At 66.5% G+C, this 17,199-nt stretch carries 15 protein-coding genes; 8 read left to right on the top strand and 7 right to left on the bottom strand.

What is annotated here, in order from left to right; genetic code table 11:
- Positions 1 to 448: 448 nt before the first annotated feature.
- Complete coding sequence (locus ACZ4TW_RS16215; RefSeq protein WP_465544220.1) at positions 449 to 1,138, bottom strand: TetR/AcrR family transcriptional regulator; 690 nt, start codon at positions 1,136 to 1,138, stop codon at positions 449 to 451.
- Between the two features lie 73 nt (positions 1,139 to 1,211).
- Between ACZ4TW_RS16215 and ACZ4TW_RS16210 the strand changes: the two genes are divergently transcribed.
- Positions 1,212 to 2,573 carry a cytochrome P450 gene (locus ACZ4TW_RS16210; protein WP_465544218.1) on the top strand — a complete coding sequence of 454 codons (1,362 nt, stop codon included), beginning with the start codon at positions 1,212 to 1,214 and terminating at the stop codon, positions 2,571 to 2,573.
- A 21-nt stretch (positions 2,574 to 2,594) separates the two neighbouring features.
- Here the strand turns inward: ACZ4TW_RS16210 and ACZ4TW_RS16205 are convergent, their stop codons facing one another.
- A complete protein-coding gene (locus ACZ4TW_RS16205; protein WP_465544216.1) occupies positions 2,595 to 3,242 on the bottom strand; it encodes a dihydrofolate reductase family protein in 648 nt (215 codons plus the stop codon).
- A gap of 58 nt (positions 3,243 to 3,300) precedes the next feature.
- Positions 3,301 to 3,903 carry a GyrI-like domain-containing protein gene (locus ACZ4TW_RS16200; RefSeq protein ID WP_465544214.1) on the bottom strand — a complete coding sequence of 201 codons (603 nt, stop codon included), beginning with the start codon at positions 3,901 to 3,903 and terminating at the stop codon, positions 3,301 to 3,303.
- Positions 3,904 to 3,921: 18 nt separating this feature from the next.
- Between ACZ4TW_RS16200 and ACZ4TW_RS16195 the strand changes: the two genes are divergently transcribed.
- Positions 3,922 to 4,371, top strand: coding sequence for a hypothetical protein (locus tag ACZ4TW_RS16195; RefSeq protein WP_465544212.1), 450 nt, complete (start codon positions 3,922 to 3,924; stop codon positions 4,369 to 4,371).
- Between the two features lie 26 nt (positions 4,372 to 4,397).
- On the opposite strand, the gene ACZ4TW_RS16190 is transcribed toward ACZ4TW_RS16195, so the two are convergent.
- Together ACZ4TW_RS16190 and ACZ4TW_RS16185 are read right to left on the bottom strand one after the other, a co-directional pair.
- Complete coding sequence (locus ACZ4TW_RS16190) at positions 4,398 to 4,919, bottom strand: Rv2253 family sensor-like surface protein (protein WP_465544210.1); 522 nt, start codon at positions 4,917 to 4,919, stop codon at positions 4,398 to 4,400.
- Positions 4,920 to 4,977: 58 nt separating this feature from the next.
- Complete coding sequence (locus ACZ4TW_RS16185) at positions 4,978 to 5,472, bottom strand: alpha/beta fold hydrolase (RefSeq protein WP_465544209.1); 495 nt, start codon at positions 5,470 to 5,472, stop codon at positions 4,978 to 4,980.
- A gap of 128 nt (positions 5,473 to 5,600) precedes the next feature.
- Between ACZ4TW_RS16185 and ACZ4TW_RS16180 the strand changes: the two genes are divergently transcribed.
- The 3 genes from ACZ4TW_RS16180 (at position 5,601) to ACZ4TW_RS16170 (ending at position 8,711) form a co-directional block, all read left to right on the top strand.
- Positions 5,601 to 6,404, top strand: coding sequence for a cutinase family protein (locus tag ACZ4TW_RS16180; RefSeq protein WP_465544207.1), 804 nt, complete (start codon positions 5,601 to 5,603; stop codon positions 6,402 to 6,404).
- Positions 6,405 to 6,592: 188 nt separating this feature from the next.
- Positions 6,593 to 8,425, top strand: coding sequence for an alpha/beta hydrolase (locus ACZ4TW_RS16175; RefSeq protein WP_465544205.1), 1,833 nt, complete (start codon positions 6,593 to 6,595; stop codon positions 8,423 to 8,425).
- 1 nt (position 8,426) lies between these two features.
- Positions 8,427 to 8,711, top strand: coding sequence for a hypothetical protein (locus ACZ4TW_RS16170; protein ID WP_465544203.1), 285 nt, complete (start codon positions 8,427 to 8,429; stop codon positions 8,709 to 8,711).
- Here the strand turns inward: ACZ4TW_RS16170 and ACZ4TW_RS16165 are convergent.
- Positions 8,683 to 9,624: an oxidoreductase gene (locus ACZ4TW_RS16165; protein ID WP_465544224.1), complete on the bottom strand. Its 942-nt coding sequence runs from the start codon at positions 9,622 to 9,624 to the stop codon at positions 8,683 to 8,685. The genes ACZ4TW_RS16170 and ACZ4TW_RS16165 overlap by 29 nt on opposite strands.
- A 302-nt stretch (positions 9,625 to 9,926) precedes the next feature.
- On the opposite strand from ACZ4TW_RS16165, the gene ACZ4TW_RS16160 reads away from it, so the two are divergent.
- Positions 9,927 to 11,150 (top strand): acyltransferase, encoded by a 1,224-nt coding sequence (locus ACZ4TW_RS16160; protein WP_465544201.1) that lies wholly within the window; start codon positions 9,927 to 9,929, stop codon positions 11,148 to 11,150.
- On the opposite strand, the gene ACZ4TW_RS16155 is transcribed toward ACZ4TW_RS16160, so the two are convergent.
- Positions 11,137 to 11,748, bottom strand: a complete 612-nt coding sequence (locus tag ACZ4TW_RS16155; protein ID WP_465544199.1) for a SanA/YdcF family protein — start codon at positions 11,746 to 11,748, stop codon at positions 11,137 to 11,139. The two genes, ACZ4TW_RS16160 and ACZ4TW_RS16155, sit on opposite strands and share 14 nt — an antisense overlap.
- A 100-nt stretch (positions 11,749 to 11,848) precedes the next feature.
- Here ACZ4TW_RS16155 and ACZ4TW_RS16150 point away from each other — a divergent pair, with 100 nt between their 5' ends.
- Both ACZ4TW_RS16150 and ACZ4TW_RS16145 read left to right on the top strand, forming a co-directional pair.
- Positions 11,849 to 13,288, top strand: a complete 1,440-nt coding sequence (locus ACZ4TW_RS16150) for a WS/DGAT/MGAT family O-acyltransferase (RefSeq protein WP_465544197.1) — start codon at positions 11,849 to 11,851, stop codon at positions 13,286 to 13,288.
- 235 nt (positions 13,289 to 13,523) lie between these two features.
- A complete protein-coding gene (locus tag ACZ4TW_RS16145; RefSeq protein ID WP_465544194.1) occupies positions 13,524 to 17,174 on the top strand; it encodes a (Fe-S)-binding protein in 3,651 nt (1,216 codons plus the stop codon).
- Positions 17,175 to 17,199: the final 25 nt, after the last annotated feature.

Genomic DNA, 17,199 nt, shown 5'->3' with positions numbered 1-17,199 from the left:
CCCCCCACACTCTGACTGCGACCACCGACAAGCGTGAGACGTCAACGATGTCCCGACGACACGACGTCAAGCATGTCCCGAGCCCTTACACGTCACATCCGGGAACATCGCCACGACACCGGCCGGCGTTCGATCGCCCTTGTTCAGCCGGTCGGACGGTTCGACCATTCACAAGCCGCAGTTCACGTCGCGTAGCGGTCTCCTAGCAACCCGCCGCTTCAGCACTGCAACCTCGAACTATGACGCGCCGGCCGGGGAGCAGTGCTGGCCTGAGGATTCTGACAAGTTAGTGAGAACCCACAGGTGACAAGATCATGAGAAACCCCAGTTCGCGACTGACAAAGAGGATGAGATCCTACACGAACGAACGATCCTCCTTGCGACACCATCGAGGCCAGGAGTGCCCGCAATGACCACTCCTTGCGACACACCGCGCCCCGGCACCGGGTCAGCGACCCAGCAGATCGAGGGCGAGATCGGTGATCCGCGGAGCGAGGGCCTCGAGGTCCGCAGCCCGTCCGGCGACGACCTCGCGGTAGAAGAGTTCGTGGCAGCCGGCGATGACGGCGAGGTAATGATCGTCGTTGCGATGCTGTTCCGGCGGGGTCAGTTGCCGGTGCCACGCGCCGAGAAAGCCTGCGATGTCGTCGAAATGCGAGTTACGCAAGGCGATGCCGTCGGGTCCCGCCAGGGGGAGTTCGACGGTCCAGGCGTAGGTGAACTCGGGCTCGGATGCACTGATGCGCAGGTAGGTGTCGACGACCGCTCCGACCGTCGACTCCAGGTCGTTGTCTCCGGACTCGGCAACTCCGCCCGCGACGTCCGCGACGCCCTCGAGCACTGCTTCGCGGCCGTAGGTCACCGCAGCGAGGAAGCACGCCTCTTTGCCGTCGAACTGCGTGTAGAAGGCGGCGCGTGACACGCGGGCACGACTGACGATGTCGGCGATGGTGACCTGCCGAATGCCGCGCTCCGCGATCGCCGAGATGGCCGCGCGCAGAATCCGCGAGCGCTGCGCGGCCTGCACCTCCTCGGCGCCGAGCCGGCCGCGTCCACGCGGCAGCCCGGGCTCCGCGCTCGAGAACGATCCGGCAAGGCTGCTCACGCGCTCGACGTTACCGCGATCGTGCTCGGTCATTGACGCAGCGTTGACGATGCGCCATCCTCTAAAGAACTAGCCGGTTCTTTAAACTAGCGGAATTGAGGACACGATGACTGCTGTAGCCCCAGCCCCGACCTCGCTCACGAAGCTCAAGGATCTCCCCCGGCCACCCCTGCGTTCGACTCTCGGTTTCGGCGCCTTCTGGGCGGCACCGGAGTACACGCGTAAGGCGCTGGCAGAGCGGGGTCCGCGCACCGTGATGAACGTCCCGCTGCTCCCGACCATGCTGTTCACCTCCGACCCGGGCGACATCCGTGCGATCTTCGCCGACAAGAGCGGCAACCTGAAGTTCGGTGAGGCACTGCGCAAGATGGCGCCGCACGAGATGCTCTTCGGCACCGAGGTCATCGAGTGGTGGAACGGCGCCAATCACGCCCTCCTCCGACGCAAGACGACGAAGGCGTTTGTCGGAGAGGCACTGCGGGGCTACGAGGAAGCGATGGTCCGCGCGACCGAGAAGCGCATCGCGCAATGGCCCGTCGACAAGCCGGTTCGCTTCCAGCGACTCATGCTGGATCTTGCCCGCGACGTCATCATGGAGGTCGTCTTCGGCGTCACCGAACCCGAACGGCGCGATCAACTCGAGACCGCCCTCATCGACCTCGACGAGGCGCTGGGCTCGACGGGGATGAAGGCGCGCTATCTCAGCGCGATCCTACGCGGCGGCACATGGTTCCCGTTCCAGCAGATGGACGCGATCAACGCACGCATCGATCAGGTAACCCTCGACGAAATCGCCTGGCGCCGAGCGAATCCGAGCGACGAGCCGCGCAAGGACTGCCTCGACATCTTCCTGCGCATCCAGGACGAGGACGAGGACGGGATCATGGACGACGACATGATCGCCGTCTTCCAGCGACTACTGCTCATCGCCGGATACGAGACGACCGGCGTGAGACTCGGCTGGGTGGCCGAGCGGATCGTCCGGCATCCCGAGGTCCTCGCACGCCTGGACGAGTCCGTGGCCGCCGGCGACGACGACTATCTCGACGCCGTCATCACCGAAGCCATGCGTGTGCGCCCGGCGCTCCCGGTGACGATGCGCTACGCCATCGACGACGTCGAGGTGAACGGTCTGGAAATTCCGAAGGGGACGCTGCTGATGCTCTACATCAACGGCATTCACAAGGATCCCGAGGCCTACCCGGACCCGGACACGTTCAACCCCGATCGGTTTCTCGGCACCCGACCCGACTCCACCACCTGGATTCCGTTCGGCGGAGGCGCGCATCGCTGCCTCGGCGCGAACTTCGCGATGTTCGAGTCACGTGTCCTGCTCCGCACGATCCTTCAGCACCGGTCCTTCGCCCCGGACACCTCACCCGACGAGCGGATGGATCAGCATCGCAACATCCTGCTGCTCCCGCACAACGGAGCGACGGTCACCCTGCGGAAGCGCGCCGACAGCTGAGATCGCCATTCGGCGTCGACATCACTTCCGCCAGAACAGGTGATGCGTCACCGCACCACTCGGGCTGGGTACGACGTCGCGATGGAATCGGTCGAGAAGATCATCCGAGGACTCCCAGAGTCGCGTGCCACGACCGAGTTCCAGCGGCGCCACCGCGACATGCAGGGTGTCGACGAGGTCTGCGTCGAGGAACTCCCGCACGACCGTCGCGCCGCCACCGAGCCGGACGTCCTTGCCGTCAGCAGCCTCCTTGGCTATCTCGAGGACGACGGCGGGGTCGTCGTCGACGAAGTGAAAAGTGGTGTCGGACAGGGTGAACGATGGCCGGAGGTGATGGGTGAGGACGAAGACCGGGGTGTGGAACGGCGGCTCGTCACCCCACCAGCCGAGCCAGCTCTCGTCCTTCCACGGCCCGCGGAACGGGCTGAACTTGTTGGCGCCCATGATCTCTGCACCGATGTTGTTGGTGAAGTCGCGGGTGAAGTAGTCGTCGAGGCCGCGGATTCCGCCCGGATCGGTGCGGTTGGGCCAGTGGGCGGTGGCACCGGCCCACGACATGAGTTCGGCGGGGTTGGCGTGACCGAACGGCGTCTCGAGGCTCTGGCCCTCGCCGGCGCCGTACCCGTCGCTCGACACCGCGAAGTTCTGGACTCGCAACAGTTGACTCATCGTCTCTCTCCTGCCTCTGCACTGCGGACAACGTACCGACTCCCGGCGACGACGGAAATCATCGGTCGACGATCACCGGTTGCCTCAGAAGGGTCCGACGTTTCTCCGGAGGGACCCGCCGGAAGTCGCTGAAGTAGATCTCGTGATGTGTGCCGGTCATGCGAAATCCATTGTCCGGAATGTACTTTTCGTGCATCTCGGCAAGCACCGGCCCCTCGTCGTCGAACGAACCGATGTGTAGCGTCTGCACACAAAGCCCCTCGTCGAGTGTCGCGAGGAGCACCGGACCCGCCACTTCCGCAGCGGCGATGACATCGGTGACCGTGTCCTCGGGAATCCAGTCGGGGACCATGATCATGGCGGTCCAGTTCCATGTTGATTTATCGCGGGCGGCGGTGAAGGACTCCATGTCGTCGGCCCACCACAATCCCTCGAGCGGTGGGACGACATAGTCACGCATGAGCGCCTTCTTGCTGGTGAACTTCAGCTTGTAGGCGATGGGATACAGCGATTCGACGGCGGCGGTGAACTCCGACGACGTGTTGGGATCGCCGTGACCGTCGACCATCAGGTAGCGCGTCGTCGGCACCTCGACGACGCGGAAGCGCCCGCGAGGCGCGCGATAGGCGTCGAGCGCCTTGGTGAAGTTGACCTTGTCCACGACTTCTGTTGTAGCCGAATGGTCTGTAACGCAGGTGGCGATCCGCGCGAACCAACTGTCACGGGGATCGCGAAGTCATATTCGACGTTGGAGGGGCTGTGCCAAAGGTCAACCGAATCTCAATTCACCAATCACAACCCGAACCTCCCGGCGATCAGCCAGGTCGCGCAGGTGTACGACAGCTCCACCCGCTCGGACGTCCACACGCCGGTGGTGTCGTCGTACCCGTTGTCGGTGGTGGGCTACACCCAGACGATCTCGGTCGACTGGCGTAACGCCACCACTCGCAAATCGGGTACCGCACGCACCACAGCCCACCGCGTCGGGTTGCTGTCCAGTGATGTCTGGCTACCTCGAATCCACACCGGCGCAGGGCATCTCACGTTCACCGTGCACATCACCAACCGCAGTCAGATCAACCCCGCCAGCGTCACGCGTGCGGCGTGTACCTATCGCCTCTGGACGTAGGTAACCCGTCCCGGCCGAGTTCCGCCCTAGCCGACCCGCTCGGCCTTCATGTTCCATGAGACCGTGCCGTTGCACGGACCGCCGATGATGGTGGTGCTCCATGTGCCGGTCATGGTGCCGTTGCTCTGCGGCACGAAATACTGGGTGGATCGGGCCGGCTTCCAGACCTTCGCCTTGCCTGCGCCCTGCCAGCAATCCCACTGCCAGTTGAAGTCACGCTGCCACCGCGCGCCCGTCCATCGGTACGACGGCGGCCACGGCACCGTCGGATTCGACGCCGCGGGCCCCGAGGTAACCGTTGCGACGCAGCCCGTCCACGAACACGATGACGAGTACCCGTAGACCGCGGAGAAATCCGGCTCCGACTGGCGGGCCGCAAGGCTGGTGCCCGTCTTGGAAGCGGCGAACGAGGTGATCTTCCAACTGCCGTTCCAGGTGGGCGATGCCGCGTGGGCGGAACCTGCAGGAACGACGAACAACAACGCGAAGGCCGCAGCGGCCACGATGACGAGAGATCGCAGCAACCACGATCGAGATGATGCACTCATGTGACGAGTATCACACTGCCGAGGGTCGGTGGGAATCGACCGTGGGGACGACAGGCGGTCACCCTAGGTCGATGGTTACTCCATCGAACTGGTGGCCGCCGAACCGGTGATCCACCACTGCCGCCGACGGCAGTCGACGGGCATTGAGCGCGAGGTGCTCGAAGGGCACCACCTCGTCGTCGTGGCAGTGATGCAGAGTCAGTCGGGTCTTGGGTTCCGGCCCGGTGAAGGCGTAGTCCTCGACGTCCCATCCGTGCGGTTCCCAGTTCGGCATGGCGAGCAGCGTGGCCGACGACGTATTCGGTGGCTCCGCCACCAGCACCGATAGGAGGATCGACGCCCCGAACGAGTGCCCGACGACGATCCCGTCGGCATTCAGTTCGTGCAGCGCCGCCCGAATCGGCCCCGCCCACGCCTCGACCGACATGTCGTCCTCGGGCAGGTGCGGATACCTGAGTTCGGCGGCGAGTTCGGTGCGGAGCCGATTCGCGACGGGCTTGTCGTCGTCGTATCCGCCCGCGCCGTGGATGAAGAGCAACTGCCTGATCGTCATGAGGTCCCTCCGTTTCGTGCGCGTGGTGAGGGAGATAGACCGTCCTGGCGTCGAAGAATCATCGCGAATCCACCCATCCGACCGCCCGCCGCGTCCGATCCACCCCCATGGACCCGACACACCGTCATGTGAACAGCGCGCTGACCGGCAATGATCCTGACCAGAGCCCTCCGGACACTTCCGATAGTGGCTCAGTCCACTACCATGTGCCCATGGCAAAACGTCTATTTGTGACCTTTAGCTGTCTGGTACTGGCGCTTGGCGGCGCGTTCGCGATCGTGAGCACCCAGGCCTCTCCGGCTCGCGCTGCGAGCTGCCCGGATGTCGAGCTGATCTTTGCCCGCGGCACCGTGGAGCCCGCCCCTCCCCTCGGCCTGACCGGCGAATCGTTCCTCGCCGCGCTACGCAATCAGCTGCCCGGCAAGTCGGTCGTCGGCTACGGCGTCAACTACCCGGCGAGCGACAAGTTCAACAACAAGCTGGCCATCGCGAACTCGGTCGCCATCGGCGTTCGGGACACGCAGAAGCGTGTCCGCTACCTCGCCGCCGCCTGCCCCGACACCAAGATCGTGCTCGGCGGTAACTCACAGGGCGCGACGGTCGCCGGCTTCAGCGTCGCCGACAAGATCGACGTCCCGGCGCAGTACCAGCGCTACCAGGATCAGGTGCCGCCGCCGCTGTCGCCGGCGATCTCCGACAAGGTCGCCGCGATCGTCCTGTTCGCGCCGCCGTCGGCCAACTGGCTCGCGAGTGCCGGCGCCCCGCCGATGGTCATCGGTAAGGCCTACCGAGCCAAGACGATCCGCTACTGCATCGCCGGTGACACGGTCTGCAACGGCGCGCCCGCCCAGTCCCCCAACGGATTGCATGTTCTGTACTCCGTGAACGGTGACACCCTCAACGCCGCGGGCAAGGTCGCTCGCCGCATCTGATCCACACCGACAACCACATACGACGACGCTCCCGGTTGACGCCGGGAGCGTCGTCGTTTCTGTGGAGGAAACCCGTTGCGCCCGTTCTCTGTACACAGGCACAGATCTGGACGGAACCCGTTGGGTGAGCCGCCGCGTCAGATGGGGGACGAACATTTCCGCCCACCCCGACGCAGGAGAAACGGCCCATGGGTTCCGCCATCGACATCCCGTCACCCCCACTCCCGCCACCCCTACCCGAGGGCGATCCGGCGGATGCCGAGACCGCCGCTCGACGCTGGGCGTTTGCCGCCAACGTCATTGAGGCACAGCAGGACTACTCATCTGGGGCGGCGGTGTCCGGTATCGGGGAGAGTGGATCGACGTGGGCGTCGCCCGCCGCCGGCGCCTACGTGAACGCGGTGGCGCCCATCGCCCGCGAGACCGGCCTCGCCTACGACGCCCTCACCGTCGCTGCACGCGGCGTCACCGCCTATGCCGATCGCCTCACACAACTCCGGCACCGGCATGACGCGTTGCACGCCGAGCACACGTACCTCACACGGGAGGTCGACATGCTGTCCGACGACGTCGCCCGGATGACACTGAACCCCGGCCATACCGCTGCCACCGTCCTCGCGACCGCCCACCTCCGAGCCATCGCCCTCGCCCGTCAGATCGACGCATACACTCAGCGGCGCAGCCTCTTTCGTCGCGACATCGCCGCGAACGAGACAGACCTCTCCACCGCTCTACACCGTGTCACGGGTCTGCGGCAGACGTCGAACGCCATCCGCGGCGGCACGCTTGCCGATTCCGCCGTCGACCTGCGGTCCGCACTGGACGCCGTGCACCGCGGCGCGGTTTCCAGCGACATCGACGCCCTCACCTCGACGGCGCGCGGGCAGTGGTGGTCGGAGCTCACCGCGGCCGAACAGGAGGCCGTGACCCGTGAGATCCCGGAGCATCTCGCGCACGCCGGCGGGCTGCCGTCGTCGGCTCGCAATGCCGCGAACCGTGTTCTGCTCGACCGGGACATCGCGGCGGTTGACGCGAAAGTTGTTCAGCGGTCGACGCGTGCACCGTTACGTGGGCTCACCGATCGCGACCGGAACGTTCGGGAGATCCGTGCCGCCGTCGACCGAGCCGAACGCGAGAGCGGTGGTGAACCGGTGACCCTCTACGACTACGACCCCGACGCCTTCGGTGACGACGGCCGCGCGGTCATCGGGATCGGCGACATGGACCGGGCGAGCAACGTCTCGTTCTCCGTGCCCGGCCTCGGCACCACCGCCCGAACGGCGTCGGACGGTGTGGGCAATACCCTTGCGCTGCACAAGGAAGCGAAGGCATCGGGCGGCACCGTCGCGACCGTGGCCTGGATCGGTTACGACGCGCCGAGCGGTATGAGCGGTCTCCTCGATGTCGCCGGCGAGGAGAAGGCGGCCGCCGGCGGTGACGCACTCGCGGCCGATCTCCGCGATTTCGCCGTAGCCCGCGATGTCGTGTCCGGCGGCGGAGCACCGGGTCCGTCACTGCATGTCATCGGACACAGTTACGGGTCTACGACGGTCGGCTTCGCCGGCGCCGACGGACGCCTGGCGGGGATCGTCGACACGGTGACGCTCCTCGGTTCACCCGGCGCCGGGCCGATCGCCCGTGCCGAGGATTTCGGCATCGGGGCGAGCAACGTCTTCGTCGCCGCCGACGACATGGACCCGGTGGCACACCTCGGCGCCGTCCCCGGAATCCCGTACTCCGGGGTCACACTGGGCAACGACCCGCTCACAACCGGATTCGGCGCGCAGCGGTTCGGTGCCGAAGGTGCGTCGGATTCTCTGTACATCGACGCGCACACCGGCTACTTCGAACCCGGCTCCGAATCGCTGCGCAACCTCGCGGCGATCGTGTCGGGCCATGGCGACGACATCACACGCGACTCCCGCCGCGGGATTCTTGACTCTCTCGACCGCACCGAATTGCTCCACCTACGCGAGGGCCTCCCCGGCCTCCTCCGCCGACTTCCCCTCGGAGGCTCCTGACATGCACATCGATCGCGCACACGTCACCCGGATCAGCACCGAATGGCGCACTGCCGCAGTCATTCTCGGCACTCATTCCGACGACATCGAGACGGCGGATCTCCCGTGGGCGACCGACGTCGCCGATGCGGTGGCGGACTTCACGGCGTCGTGGCGCGACGTCCTGGGACAGTTGGCGGCCGAGGCCGACGCCGCATCGACGGCACTTCGCTACGCGGCCGCCCACTACGGACGTGGCGACGAGATGCTCGCGGACCTCATCCGCGGGATTGCGCAGGCAGAGTGATCTCGACGCCGGTCAGCTCTTCGGCGGTGTCCCACAACCGACGCGCGAGATCGAGATCGTTTACCACCGGGGACAGCTGGGTGAGTTCGGGCGGACCGGATAATCCGCCGCGGCCGCGCGGACCGTAATACTGCCCACCGAGCACTCCCGGATCCGTCGCCGCCCGCACCGAGGAGAGCGCACCCTCGGGGCCGTCCATGATGAACGTCCGACGCACCCGCCGCAACGAAGGCGTGGTGAACAGCCACCGCAGTCCACGCTGTTCGCGCATCACCCCGCTGTGCGTCGCGCCCGGATGGGCCACGACGGACAACGGCGACGTCACCCCGGCGGCCGCGAGGCGTCGCTGCAACTCGATGGCGAATACCGTCTGCGCGAGCTTGGCCCTCGAGTAGGCCTTCCCCGGAGTGAATCCCCGGTCCATGCGCAGGTCGTCGAAGTCGATGACACCGGCGCGGGACACCTTGCTGCCGACCGTGACGATCCGACTCCGACGGCCACCGCGGCCGGGCGCGGTCAGCACGTCGAGGAGCAGCCCCGTCAGAGCGAAGTGGCCCAGGAAGTTGGTACCGAAATCCATCTCGAAGCCATCGGCGGTGAGTTCACGCTGCCCGGCCATCACACCCGCGTTGTTGATCAGGACATCAACAGACGGATGCGTCGCGGCGATCTCCTTCGCGGCGGCACGCACCGACGCCAGATCACCGAGGTCGACGTGGACGATGGACACATCGCCGTCGGGCACCGAACCGAGGACATCGACGCGCGCCGTTTCGGCGGAGGCGGGATTGCGGCACGCCATCACCACACGGGCGCCGAGGCGTGCGAGGTGCCGGGTGGTCTCCAACCCGATCCCCGAGTTGGCGCCGGTCACCACGACGACGGCGCCGTTCATCGGTGGCGCGTCGGCCATCGACCATCCACTTCTACGCACCGGAACTCCTCGCCTTCAACAGCACCGCCGCAACAGCACCGACTCGCCAGCACACCGACTCACAGTGCACACACCGTGCCATACCAGCGTCGACGTCGATCCGACGGCCACCTCGTCGTGGGCGATGCCTCTTGTGGACGCAACCCTCAGAATTGAGATGGACATCACACTTGCGGGGTGTTTTCGCAGGACAGCCGCGGAGGTCACAGGGAGTGTCCAGGTTCGGTTGTTAGCCTGCCAAACGGCGCAAGAAACACACGACGACATCAGGGGGTATGACGATGACCGCACTCGCGCCGCAACGTTCCGCGTCGCGCGTCTCGTCGGCAACCCTCGATGGCCAGGCGCCCCGCAAGGCCCGCAAGGCGTATCTGCATCATCTCGACCTCATCCGGGCGACGACCTTCTCGCTCGTGATCTTTGTGCACTGCCTGACGCAGACCACCGATGAGTGGGACAGCGTCGGAGTGAACACCACCAGCCTGCTGCTGCACTTCACGCGCAACACCTTCTTCGCGCTGACCGGCTTCGTGCTGATGTACCAGAACTTCGACAAGGCCGACTTCAGTTCGATCGCGTTCTGGCGTCGGCGGATCAAGTTGGTGATCTTCCCGTACCTGCTGTGGTCGGCGATCTACTGGATCGTCGAGGACATGTGGGCCAACGGTCGGCTGACCGAGATCCCGACCAGCCTCGATGAGTTCGCAGACCTGCTCAAGTGGGGGCTATCCGGCTTCCAGATGTACTTCCTGTTCGTGATGTTGCAGGTGTATCTGCTGTTCCCGCTGGTGCTGTGGCTGGTACGTAAAACCCGCGACCACCATGCCCTGCTGCTCGCGGCCAGCGCGGCTCTGCAATTCGGCATCGTCATGACGATCACGCACTGGCAGCCGCCGGAGTGGCTCGTCGGGTACTGGTGGCATCACTACGCGACGTTCATCCCGTATCAGTTCTTCATCCTCTACGGCGCGGTCGCGGCGGTGCATCGCGATGCGATCGGCAAGTGGCTCTCCGGCAAGGGCTGGTGGCTCTTCGGTGCGCTGGTGCTGACCGGCGGGTTCGCGGTGGGTACGTTCCTCTACCGCGTCTGGGGTCTGGATCAGCGGCCGATCTACGCTGCCGCCGCCTTCCAGCCGACGCTGCTGCCGTTCCTCGTCGTGGCCATCGCGTGCCTCTACGCCGCCGCGCTGAACTGGTCGACACACTGGCGCGACTTCACCCCCGGGTTCGCCCGCGCGGTCACCTTCGCGTCGAACCGGTCGTTCGGCGTCTTCCTCGCCCACGTGCTGGTGATGTTCGTCATCCTGCTGCCCACCGCGCCCGACAGTGATCAGCCGTGGATCCTGGCGAACCTCGGGCAGCCGTTCGGCACCCTCGCCGTCTACCTCGGGACCCTCGCCGGCTCGCTGCTGGTGGTGGAGGTGCTGCGGCACCTGCCCGGCTCGCTCTACCTGACCGGCCGCCCGCGACTCCCGCTGACGCTGCCCCGCCTCAGCCGGCGGTAATCGCCGAGAGCAGGGCCCGCGGCCCGGCCAGGAACGTCTCGCGCAGGTGATTGCGCACTTGCGTCCACACCGCACACTCGCAGCCCGCCTCCACGGCCACCGCATCGATCCCCACCCGACGACACAGCGCGACCGCCCGTCCCGCATGGAAGTCCTGGGTGATCAGGACGACGGGTCGTCGACCATCGGCGTCGAGTCGACCGATCCGACGGCACGTCGCCTCGGTGTCCATCCCGGCCGGATCGTCGACGATGATCGACGACGGCACGCCGCGCGCCGCAAGGTAGGTGCGCATCACCCGCGGTTCGTCGCCCGCATCCTCGGTCCCGTTGCCGGAGTTGATGATTCGCGCCACCTTGCCCTGTCGGTACAGGTCGATAGCGGAATCCAGGCGACCCCGGACGTAATCTCCCGGTGCGCCGTCGCGCACGAGTGAGCCGAACACGACGATCGTCGAACCGGGCGCCACCGCGTCGTCGTCGACGATGCGGCCCGACGCCGCGACGTGAATCCAGGTGGCGGCGATCGTCACCACAAGCACGATCCCGATGGCAGCGGCGAACGCCCAACGCCACGGCCGGGAGACGGGAGGAGGCACGCGTCGAAGAGTAGATCGACCCCGCCGTTCGCGTCCGCCGAGATTGCGGCCTACTGTGAACGCAATCACATCTGGTTGTGATCGGAGAGGAGGGGCACCCATGCCATACATGCCCGTCAACGAGGCGATGTTCCTGATCGCGGAGACCCGTGAACAACCGATGCACGTGGGCGGCCTGCAGCTGTTCGAGCCGCGCGAGGGGCAGACGGCGTCGGACCTCGCCGAGGAGGTCTACGAGAAGTTTCACGACGTCGGCGACCTGCACAGCCTCTTCCGGAAGCGGCCGGCCTCGCCGGTGACGATCCTCGGCAACGTCGCGTGGACCTACGACGAGGAACTCGACTTCGACTATCACGTGCGCCGGATCGTACTGCCGCGGCCGGGTCGCATCCGTGAGCTGTTGCGCTACATCTCGCTGCATCATGGCGCGCTGCTCGACCGCAATCGCCCGATGTGGGAGGTCCACGTCATCGAAGGCCTCGCTGACGGCCAGCTCGCCATCTACTCGAAACTGCATCACTCCCTCGTCGACGGAGTGACGGCGCTGCGCCTCCTCGAGCGGACCCTCACGACCGACCCGGAGAGCCGGGATTGCGGCGCCCCCTGGGAGTACCGGCCGTCGCACCCGAAGGCGCCCACATCGGTGGAAACGTCGGAATCCGGTGGCGAATCGGTCATTTCGGGCCTCATGGGCGCGGCCGGGCAGGTAGCCGGCTTCGCGGGGGCGGCCGCCGGAGTGGCCGGCCAGATCGTCGGCGTCGCACCCGCGGCGGCCCGCATCGCATGGAATGCGGTGACCAACGACGACTTCACCCCGCCGTTCAAACCCGCCCCCAAGACGATTCTCGACGTCGCGATCGGCAGCGCCCGACGCTTCGCGGCGCAGCAGTGGGAGATCGAACGGCTCCGCTCGGTGGCCGCCGGGCTCGACATGACGCTCAACGACGTCGTCGTCGCGATGTGCTCGGGAGCGCTGCGGTCCTATCTGATCGACCGCGACGAACTGCCGGATTCACCGTTGATCGCGCTGATGCCGGTCTCGCTGCACAGCGGCGACGAGGACGACGGCAACGCGGTCACCGCGATCCTGTGCAACCTGGCGACCGATCAACCCGATCCGGAGCGGCGGGTGCACACGGTGATCGCATCGACACGCGAGGCCAAGCGCGTGGTTCGTCAACTCTCCCCGCTGCAGCAGCTCGCGCTCGGGGCGATCAACATCGCGCCGCTGGCCCTGGCGACCGTGCCGGGTTTCGTCCAGTACACGCCGCCGCAGTTCAATCTCATCATCAGCAACGTGCCGGGCCCGACCGAGGAGATGTACTGGAACGGCGCACGGCTCACCGGCGTGTATCCGGTGTCGATCCCGATGGAGGGATCGGCATTGAACATCACCGTCACGTCGACGGCCGACCACGTGAACTTCGGGCTGATCGGTGCTCGCAAGGAGCTCCCGAGCCTCCAGCGGCTGCTCACCCACCTCGATACGGCACTCGAGGAGCTCGAGAAGGTTGCACGCGTCACACCTATCGGCACCTGACTCGAAAGTAAGTTACTGACGAGTACGATAACGCTTGATTCCTCGGACCGAGCGATCGTTAGACATGGGCCGCGTCTCCGCTGAGCGGGACGTTAAGTTAGGTCAGCCTTGGCAGCGCGTCGTCGGGTCGAGGAATTACGGTTACCTGTAGTACACGTCGACCCTGCGCATCTTCAGCCCGTGCGGGTCATCTGTGATCGACCTAGAGAAAGGCCGGTACACGCGCATGACGCCCATGACGCTCACCTTGGGAACCATCGGTGTCCTCCTCAGCCTGACGTGCTGGGTGTTCTTCGTTCGCGGCGCCTTTGGCATCGTCAAGAACATCCGCCTCGGGCAGAAGGTCGACTCCACGCGGTTCTGGCCGTTCTTCCCGCGTCTGTGGACGATGATCAAGGAGTTCATCGCCCACACCCGCATGGTGAAGTTCCGGACCGTCGGTATCGCCCACTGGCTGGTGATGATCGGCTTCCTCGGCGGCATGCTGCTGTTCTTCGAGGCCTACGGGCAATCGATCAACCCCGAGTTCCACTGGCCGCTGTTCGGCGACAGCTTCGCCTGGCATCTGTGGGATGAGCTGCTGGGCATCGGCACCGTCGTCGGCATCGTGACGCTCATCGTCATCCGCCAGCTGAATCACCCGCGCGTGCCCGAGCGCATCTCTCGGTTCTCCGGCTCGCGGTTCATCCCGGCGTACACGATCGAGGCGATCGTCCTCGTCGAGGGCCTGGGCATGATCTTCGTGAAGGCCGGCAAGATCGCGACCTATCACCACAGCAATCCGTACTCCGACTTCTTCACCATGCGCGTCGCCGAGCTGTTGCCGGCCAGCCCCAACATGGTGGGTATCTTCGCCCTGATCAAGCTTCTGTCGGGCAGCCTGTTCCTGCTTCTCGTCGGTACGCACCTCAACTGGGGTGTTGCGTGGCACCGCTTCTCGGCGTTCTTCAACATCTACTTCAAGCGTGAGCAGGACGGCGGCGTCGCCCTCGGTGCCGCCAAGCCGATGATGTCCGACGGCAAGGTACTCGACATGGAGACCGCCGACCCCGACGTCGACGCCTTCGGTGCCGGCAAGATCGAGGACTTCTCCTGGAAGGGCTGGCTGGACTTCACCACCTGTACCGAGTGTGGCCGTTGTCAGTCGCAGTGCCCCGCCTGGAACACCGGAAAGCCGTTGAGCCCCAAGCTGCTCATCATGTCGCTGCGGGATCACGGCCTGGCCAAGGCTCCGTACCTGCTGGCCGGCGGCCGCACGGACATGGGCGGCGAGGAGGTCGGCCTCGTCGACGCCGACGGAAACGTGTTGGAGGACAAGCTCAACGCGATCCCCGAGGCCGCTCGCGCCGAGGCCGCGCGCAAGCTCGTCGGCGAGTCGAAGGGCGCCACCGGAGGCGGTGAGGGAATCGTCGTCGAGGACGGTGTCATCGATCCCGAATCGCTCGGTGCCGTCATCGACACCGAGACGCTGTGGTCGTGCACCACGTGTGGTGCGTGCGTCGAGCAGTGCCCCGTCGACATCGAGCATGTCGATCACATCCTGGACATGCGCCGGTATCAGGTGCTCATCGAGTCGGACTTCCCGACCGAGCTCGCCGGCATGTTCAAAAACCTCGAGAACAAGGGCAACCCGTGGGGGCAGAACTCCTCGGCGCGCACCAACTGGATCGACGAGATCGACATCGACATCCCCGTCTACGGCAAGGACGTCGAATCCTTCGACGGCTTCGAGTACCTCTTCTGGGTCGGCTGCGCCGGCGCCTACGAGGACCGCGCCAAGAAGACCACGAAGGCCGTCGCCGAACTGCTCGACATCGCCGCGGTGAACTTCCTGGTCCTCGGCGAGGGCGAGACGTGTACCGGCGACTCGGCCCGCCGCGCGGGCAACGAGTTCCTGTTCCAGATGCTGGCGCAGCAGAACATCGAGATGATGAGCGAGGTCTTCGCGACGGCACCCGCGCAGCCGAAGAAGATCGTCGTCACCTGTGCGCACTGCTTCAACGCCCTGGGCAACGAGTACCCGCAGGTCGACGGCGAACGCGGACGCTTCGAGGTGGTCCACCACACGCAGCTGCTCAATCGCCTCGTGCGGGAGAAGCGCCTGGTGCCGGTCGCACCCGTCGGCGAGGGTGTCACCTATCACGACCCGTGCTACCTGGGCCGCCACAACAAGGTCTACGAGGCTCCGCGTGAGCTGATGGCCGCGGCGGGCTCGGCGTTGAACGAGATGCCACGCCACGGCGAGCGTTCCATGTGCTGCGGCGCCGGTGGCGCACGCATGTGGATGGAAGAGCAGATCGGTAAGCGCATCAACATCGACCGCGTCGACGAGGCACTCGACACGCTCGCGTCGTCGACCGCGGAGACCAAGAAGGTCGCGACCGGCTGCCCGTTCTGCCGCGTGATGCTGACCGACGGCGTGACCGCCCGAACCAGCGGCACCGAACTCGAAGGACAGATCGAGGTCGTCGACGTCGCTCAGATGCTCCTCGAGGGCGTCAAGCGCGGGCTGCCCGAGGTGGATCGCGGTGGCGAGTTCCTCTACCCGAAGAAGGCCGCACCCGAGCCCGAGCCGGAACCCGAGCCGGCGAAGGTCGCGGCCGCTGCACCGGCGGCGACCGAGGAGGCGAAGCCGAAGGCCAAGGTCGGCCTGGGCATGAAGGGCGGCAAGAAGCCGGGTGGCGCCGCCGCTCCGGCCGCCGCTGCCGCGGCGCCTGCCGCTCCGGCAGAAGAGAAGAAGCCTGCCGCCAAGGGATTCGGCATGGGCAAGGGCATGAAGAAGCCCGGTGGAGGTGCTGCTCCGGCTGCTGCCGCCGCTCCGGCCGCCGAGGCTGCTGCTCCTGCCGCTCCGGCAGAAGAGAAGAAGCCCGCCGCCAAGGGATTCGGCATGGGCAAGGGCATCAAGAAGCCCGGTGGCGGAAGCACGAAACCGGCTCCCGCCGAAGCCGAATCGTCGGCCGCCGTCGAGTCGGCGGCTGCTGCCCCGGCTGCGGAGGCCGCCGAGGAGAAGAAGCCCGCGTCGAAGGGCTTCGGCATGGGTAAGGCGAAGCGACCCGGCCAGAAGGCCGCGGCACCCAACGCCGCAGCGGCCGACGCCGGTGTAACCGCTCCGGCCGAGAGCCAGGTGGACGCACCCGCCGACGCCGAGCCGACCGCCGACACCGCCGACACCGCAACCACCGCCGCCACGGCCGCCACGGCCGCCACGGCGACGGTCGCGGCTCCCGCGGTGACCGAGGAGAAGCCGGCCAAGGCCAAGGGCTTCGGGATGTCGGCGGGCAAGAAGCGACCGGGTGGCGCCGCCAAGGCTCCTGCTGCGGCCTCTGCTCCCGCCGCCGCTGCTCCCGCTGCCGCCGCTCCTGCCGAGTCGGCTCCTGAGGCTTCAGCTCCGGCAGAGGCCCCCGCTCCGGCAGAGGCTTCAGCTCCGGCAGAGGTTGCCGACGAGGCACCTGCCGGCGCTCCGGCCGAGGCCGTCGACTCCGCACCGAGCGGATCCGCAGCGGTGCTGACCGAGGACAAGCCGGCCAAGGCCAAGGGCTTCGGTATGTCCGCAGGCAAGAAGCGCCCGGGTGGTGCGGCGAAGGCCCCCGCTGCTGCTCCTGTGGCGCCTGCACCGAGCGAGCCCGAGGCCCCGGCCGCCGAGTCGGAACCAGCCGAGCCCGAGCTCCCCGCAGCCGCGGCTGAGCCGGAGGTCCCGGCAGAGGCAGAGGTCCAGGCAGAAGCTCCGGCCGAGGAGGCCGTCGACGAGACGGAACCCGCTGTCGCAGAAGAGCTTCCGGAACCGTCGTCGAATGGCGCGTCGGATCGGGCGTTCGAGACGACCGGAGCGACCAAGGCGAAGGGCTTCGGCATCGCGGCAGGCAAGAAACGGCCCGGCCACAAATAACCCCAGATAGTCACTCGTATCGAGC

Source organism: Agromyces sp. NPDC029043 (assembly GCF_055564615.1).
The sequence above is the reverse complement of the archived record's forward strand: the minus strand, read 5'-3'. Positions and strand labels throughout refer to the sequence as shown.

What these genes read in the sequence shown, in the direction of transcription:
- ACZ4TW_RS16215 (WP_465544220.1), bottom strand. Translation starts at nt 1,138, where the DNA reads ATGACCGAGCACGATCGCGGTAACGTCGAGCGCGTGAGCAGCCTTGCC.
- ACZ4TW_RS16210 (WP_465544218.1), top strand. Translation starts at nt 1,212, where the DNA reads ATGACTGCTGTAGCCCCAGCCCCGACCTCGCTCACGAAGCTCAAGGAT.
- ACZ4TW_RS16205 (WP_465544216.1), bottom strand. Translation starts at nt 3,242, where the DNA reads ATGAGTCAACTGTTGCGAGTCCAGAACTTCGCGGTGTCGAGCGACGGG.
- ACZ4TW_RS16195 (WP_465544212.1), top strand. Translation starts at nt 3,922, where the DNA reads ATGGTCTGTAACGCAGGTGGCGATCCGCGCGAACCAACTGTCACGGGG.
- ACZ4TW_RS16190 (WP_465544210.1), bottom strand. Translation starts at nt 4,919, where the DNA reads ATGAGTGCATCATCTCGATCGTGGTTGCTGCGATCTCTCGTCATCGTG.
- ACZ4TW_RS16185 (WP_465544209.1), bottom strand. Translation starts at nt 5,472, where the DNA reads ATGACGATCAGGCAGTTGCTCTTCATCCACGGCGCGGGCGGATACGAC.
- ACZ4TW_RS16175 (WP_465544205.1), top strand. Translation starts at nt 6,593, where the DNA reads ATGGGTTCCGCCATCGACATCCCGTCACCCCCACTCCCGCCACCCCTA.
- ACZ4TW_RS16170 (WP_465544203.1), top strand. Translation starts at nt 8,427, where the DNA reads ATGCACATCGATCGCGCACACGTCACCCGGATCAGCACCGAATGGCGC.
- ACZ4TW_RS16165 (WP_465544224.1), bottom strand. Translation starts at nt 9,624, where the DNA reads ATGGCCGACGCGCCACCGATGAACGGCGCCGTCGTCGTGGTGACCGGC.
- ACZ4TW_RS16160 (WP_465544201.1), top strand. Translation starts at nt 9,927, where the DNA reads ATGACCGCACTCGCGCCGCAACGTTCCGCGTCGCGCGTCTCGTCGGCA.
- ACZ4TW_RS16150 (WP_465544197.1), top strand. Translation starts at nt 11,849, where the DNA reads ATGCCATACATGCCCGTCAACGAGGCGATGTTCCTGATCGCGGAGACC.
- ACZ4TW_RS16145 (WP_465544194.1), top strand. Translation starts at nt 13,524, where the DNA reads ATGACGCTCACCTTGGGAACCATCGGTGTCCTCCTCAGCCTGACGTGC.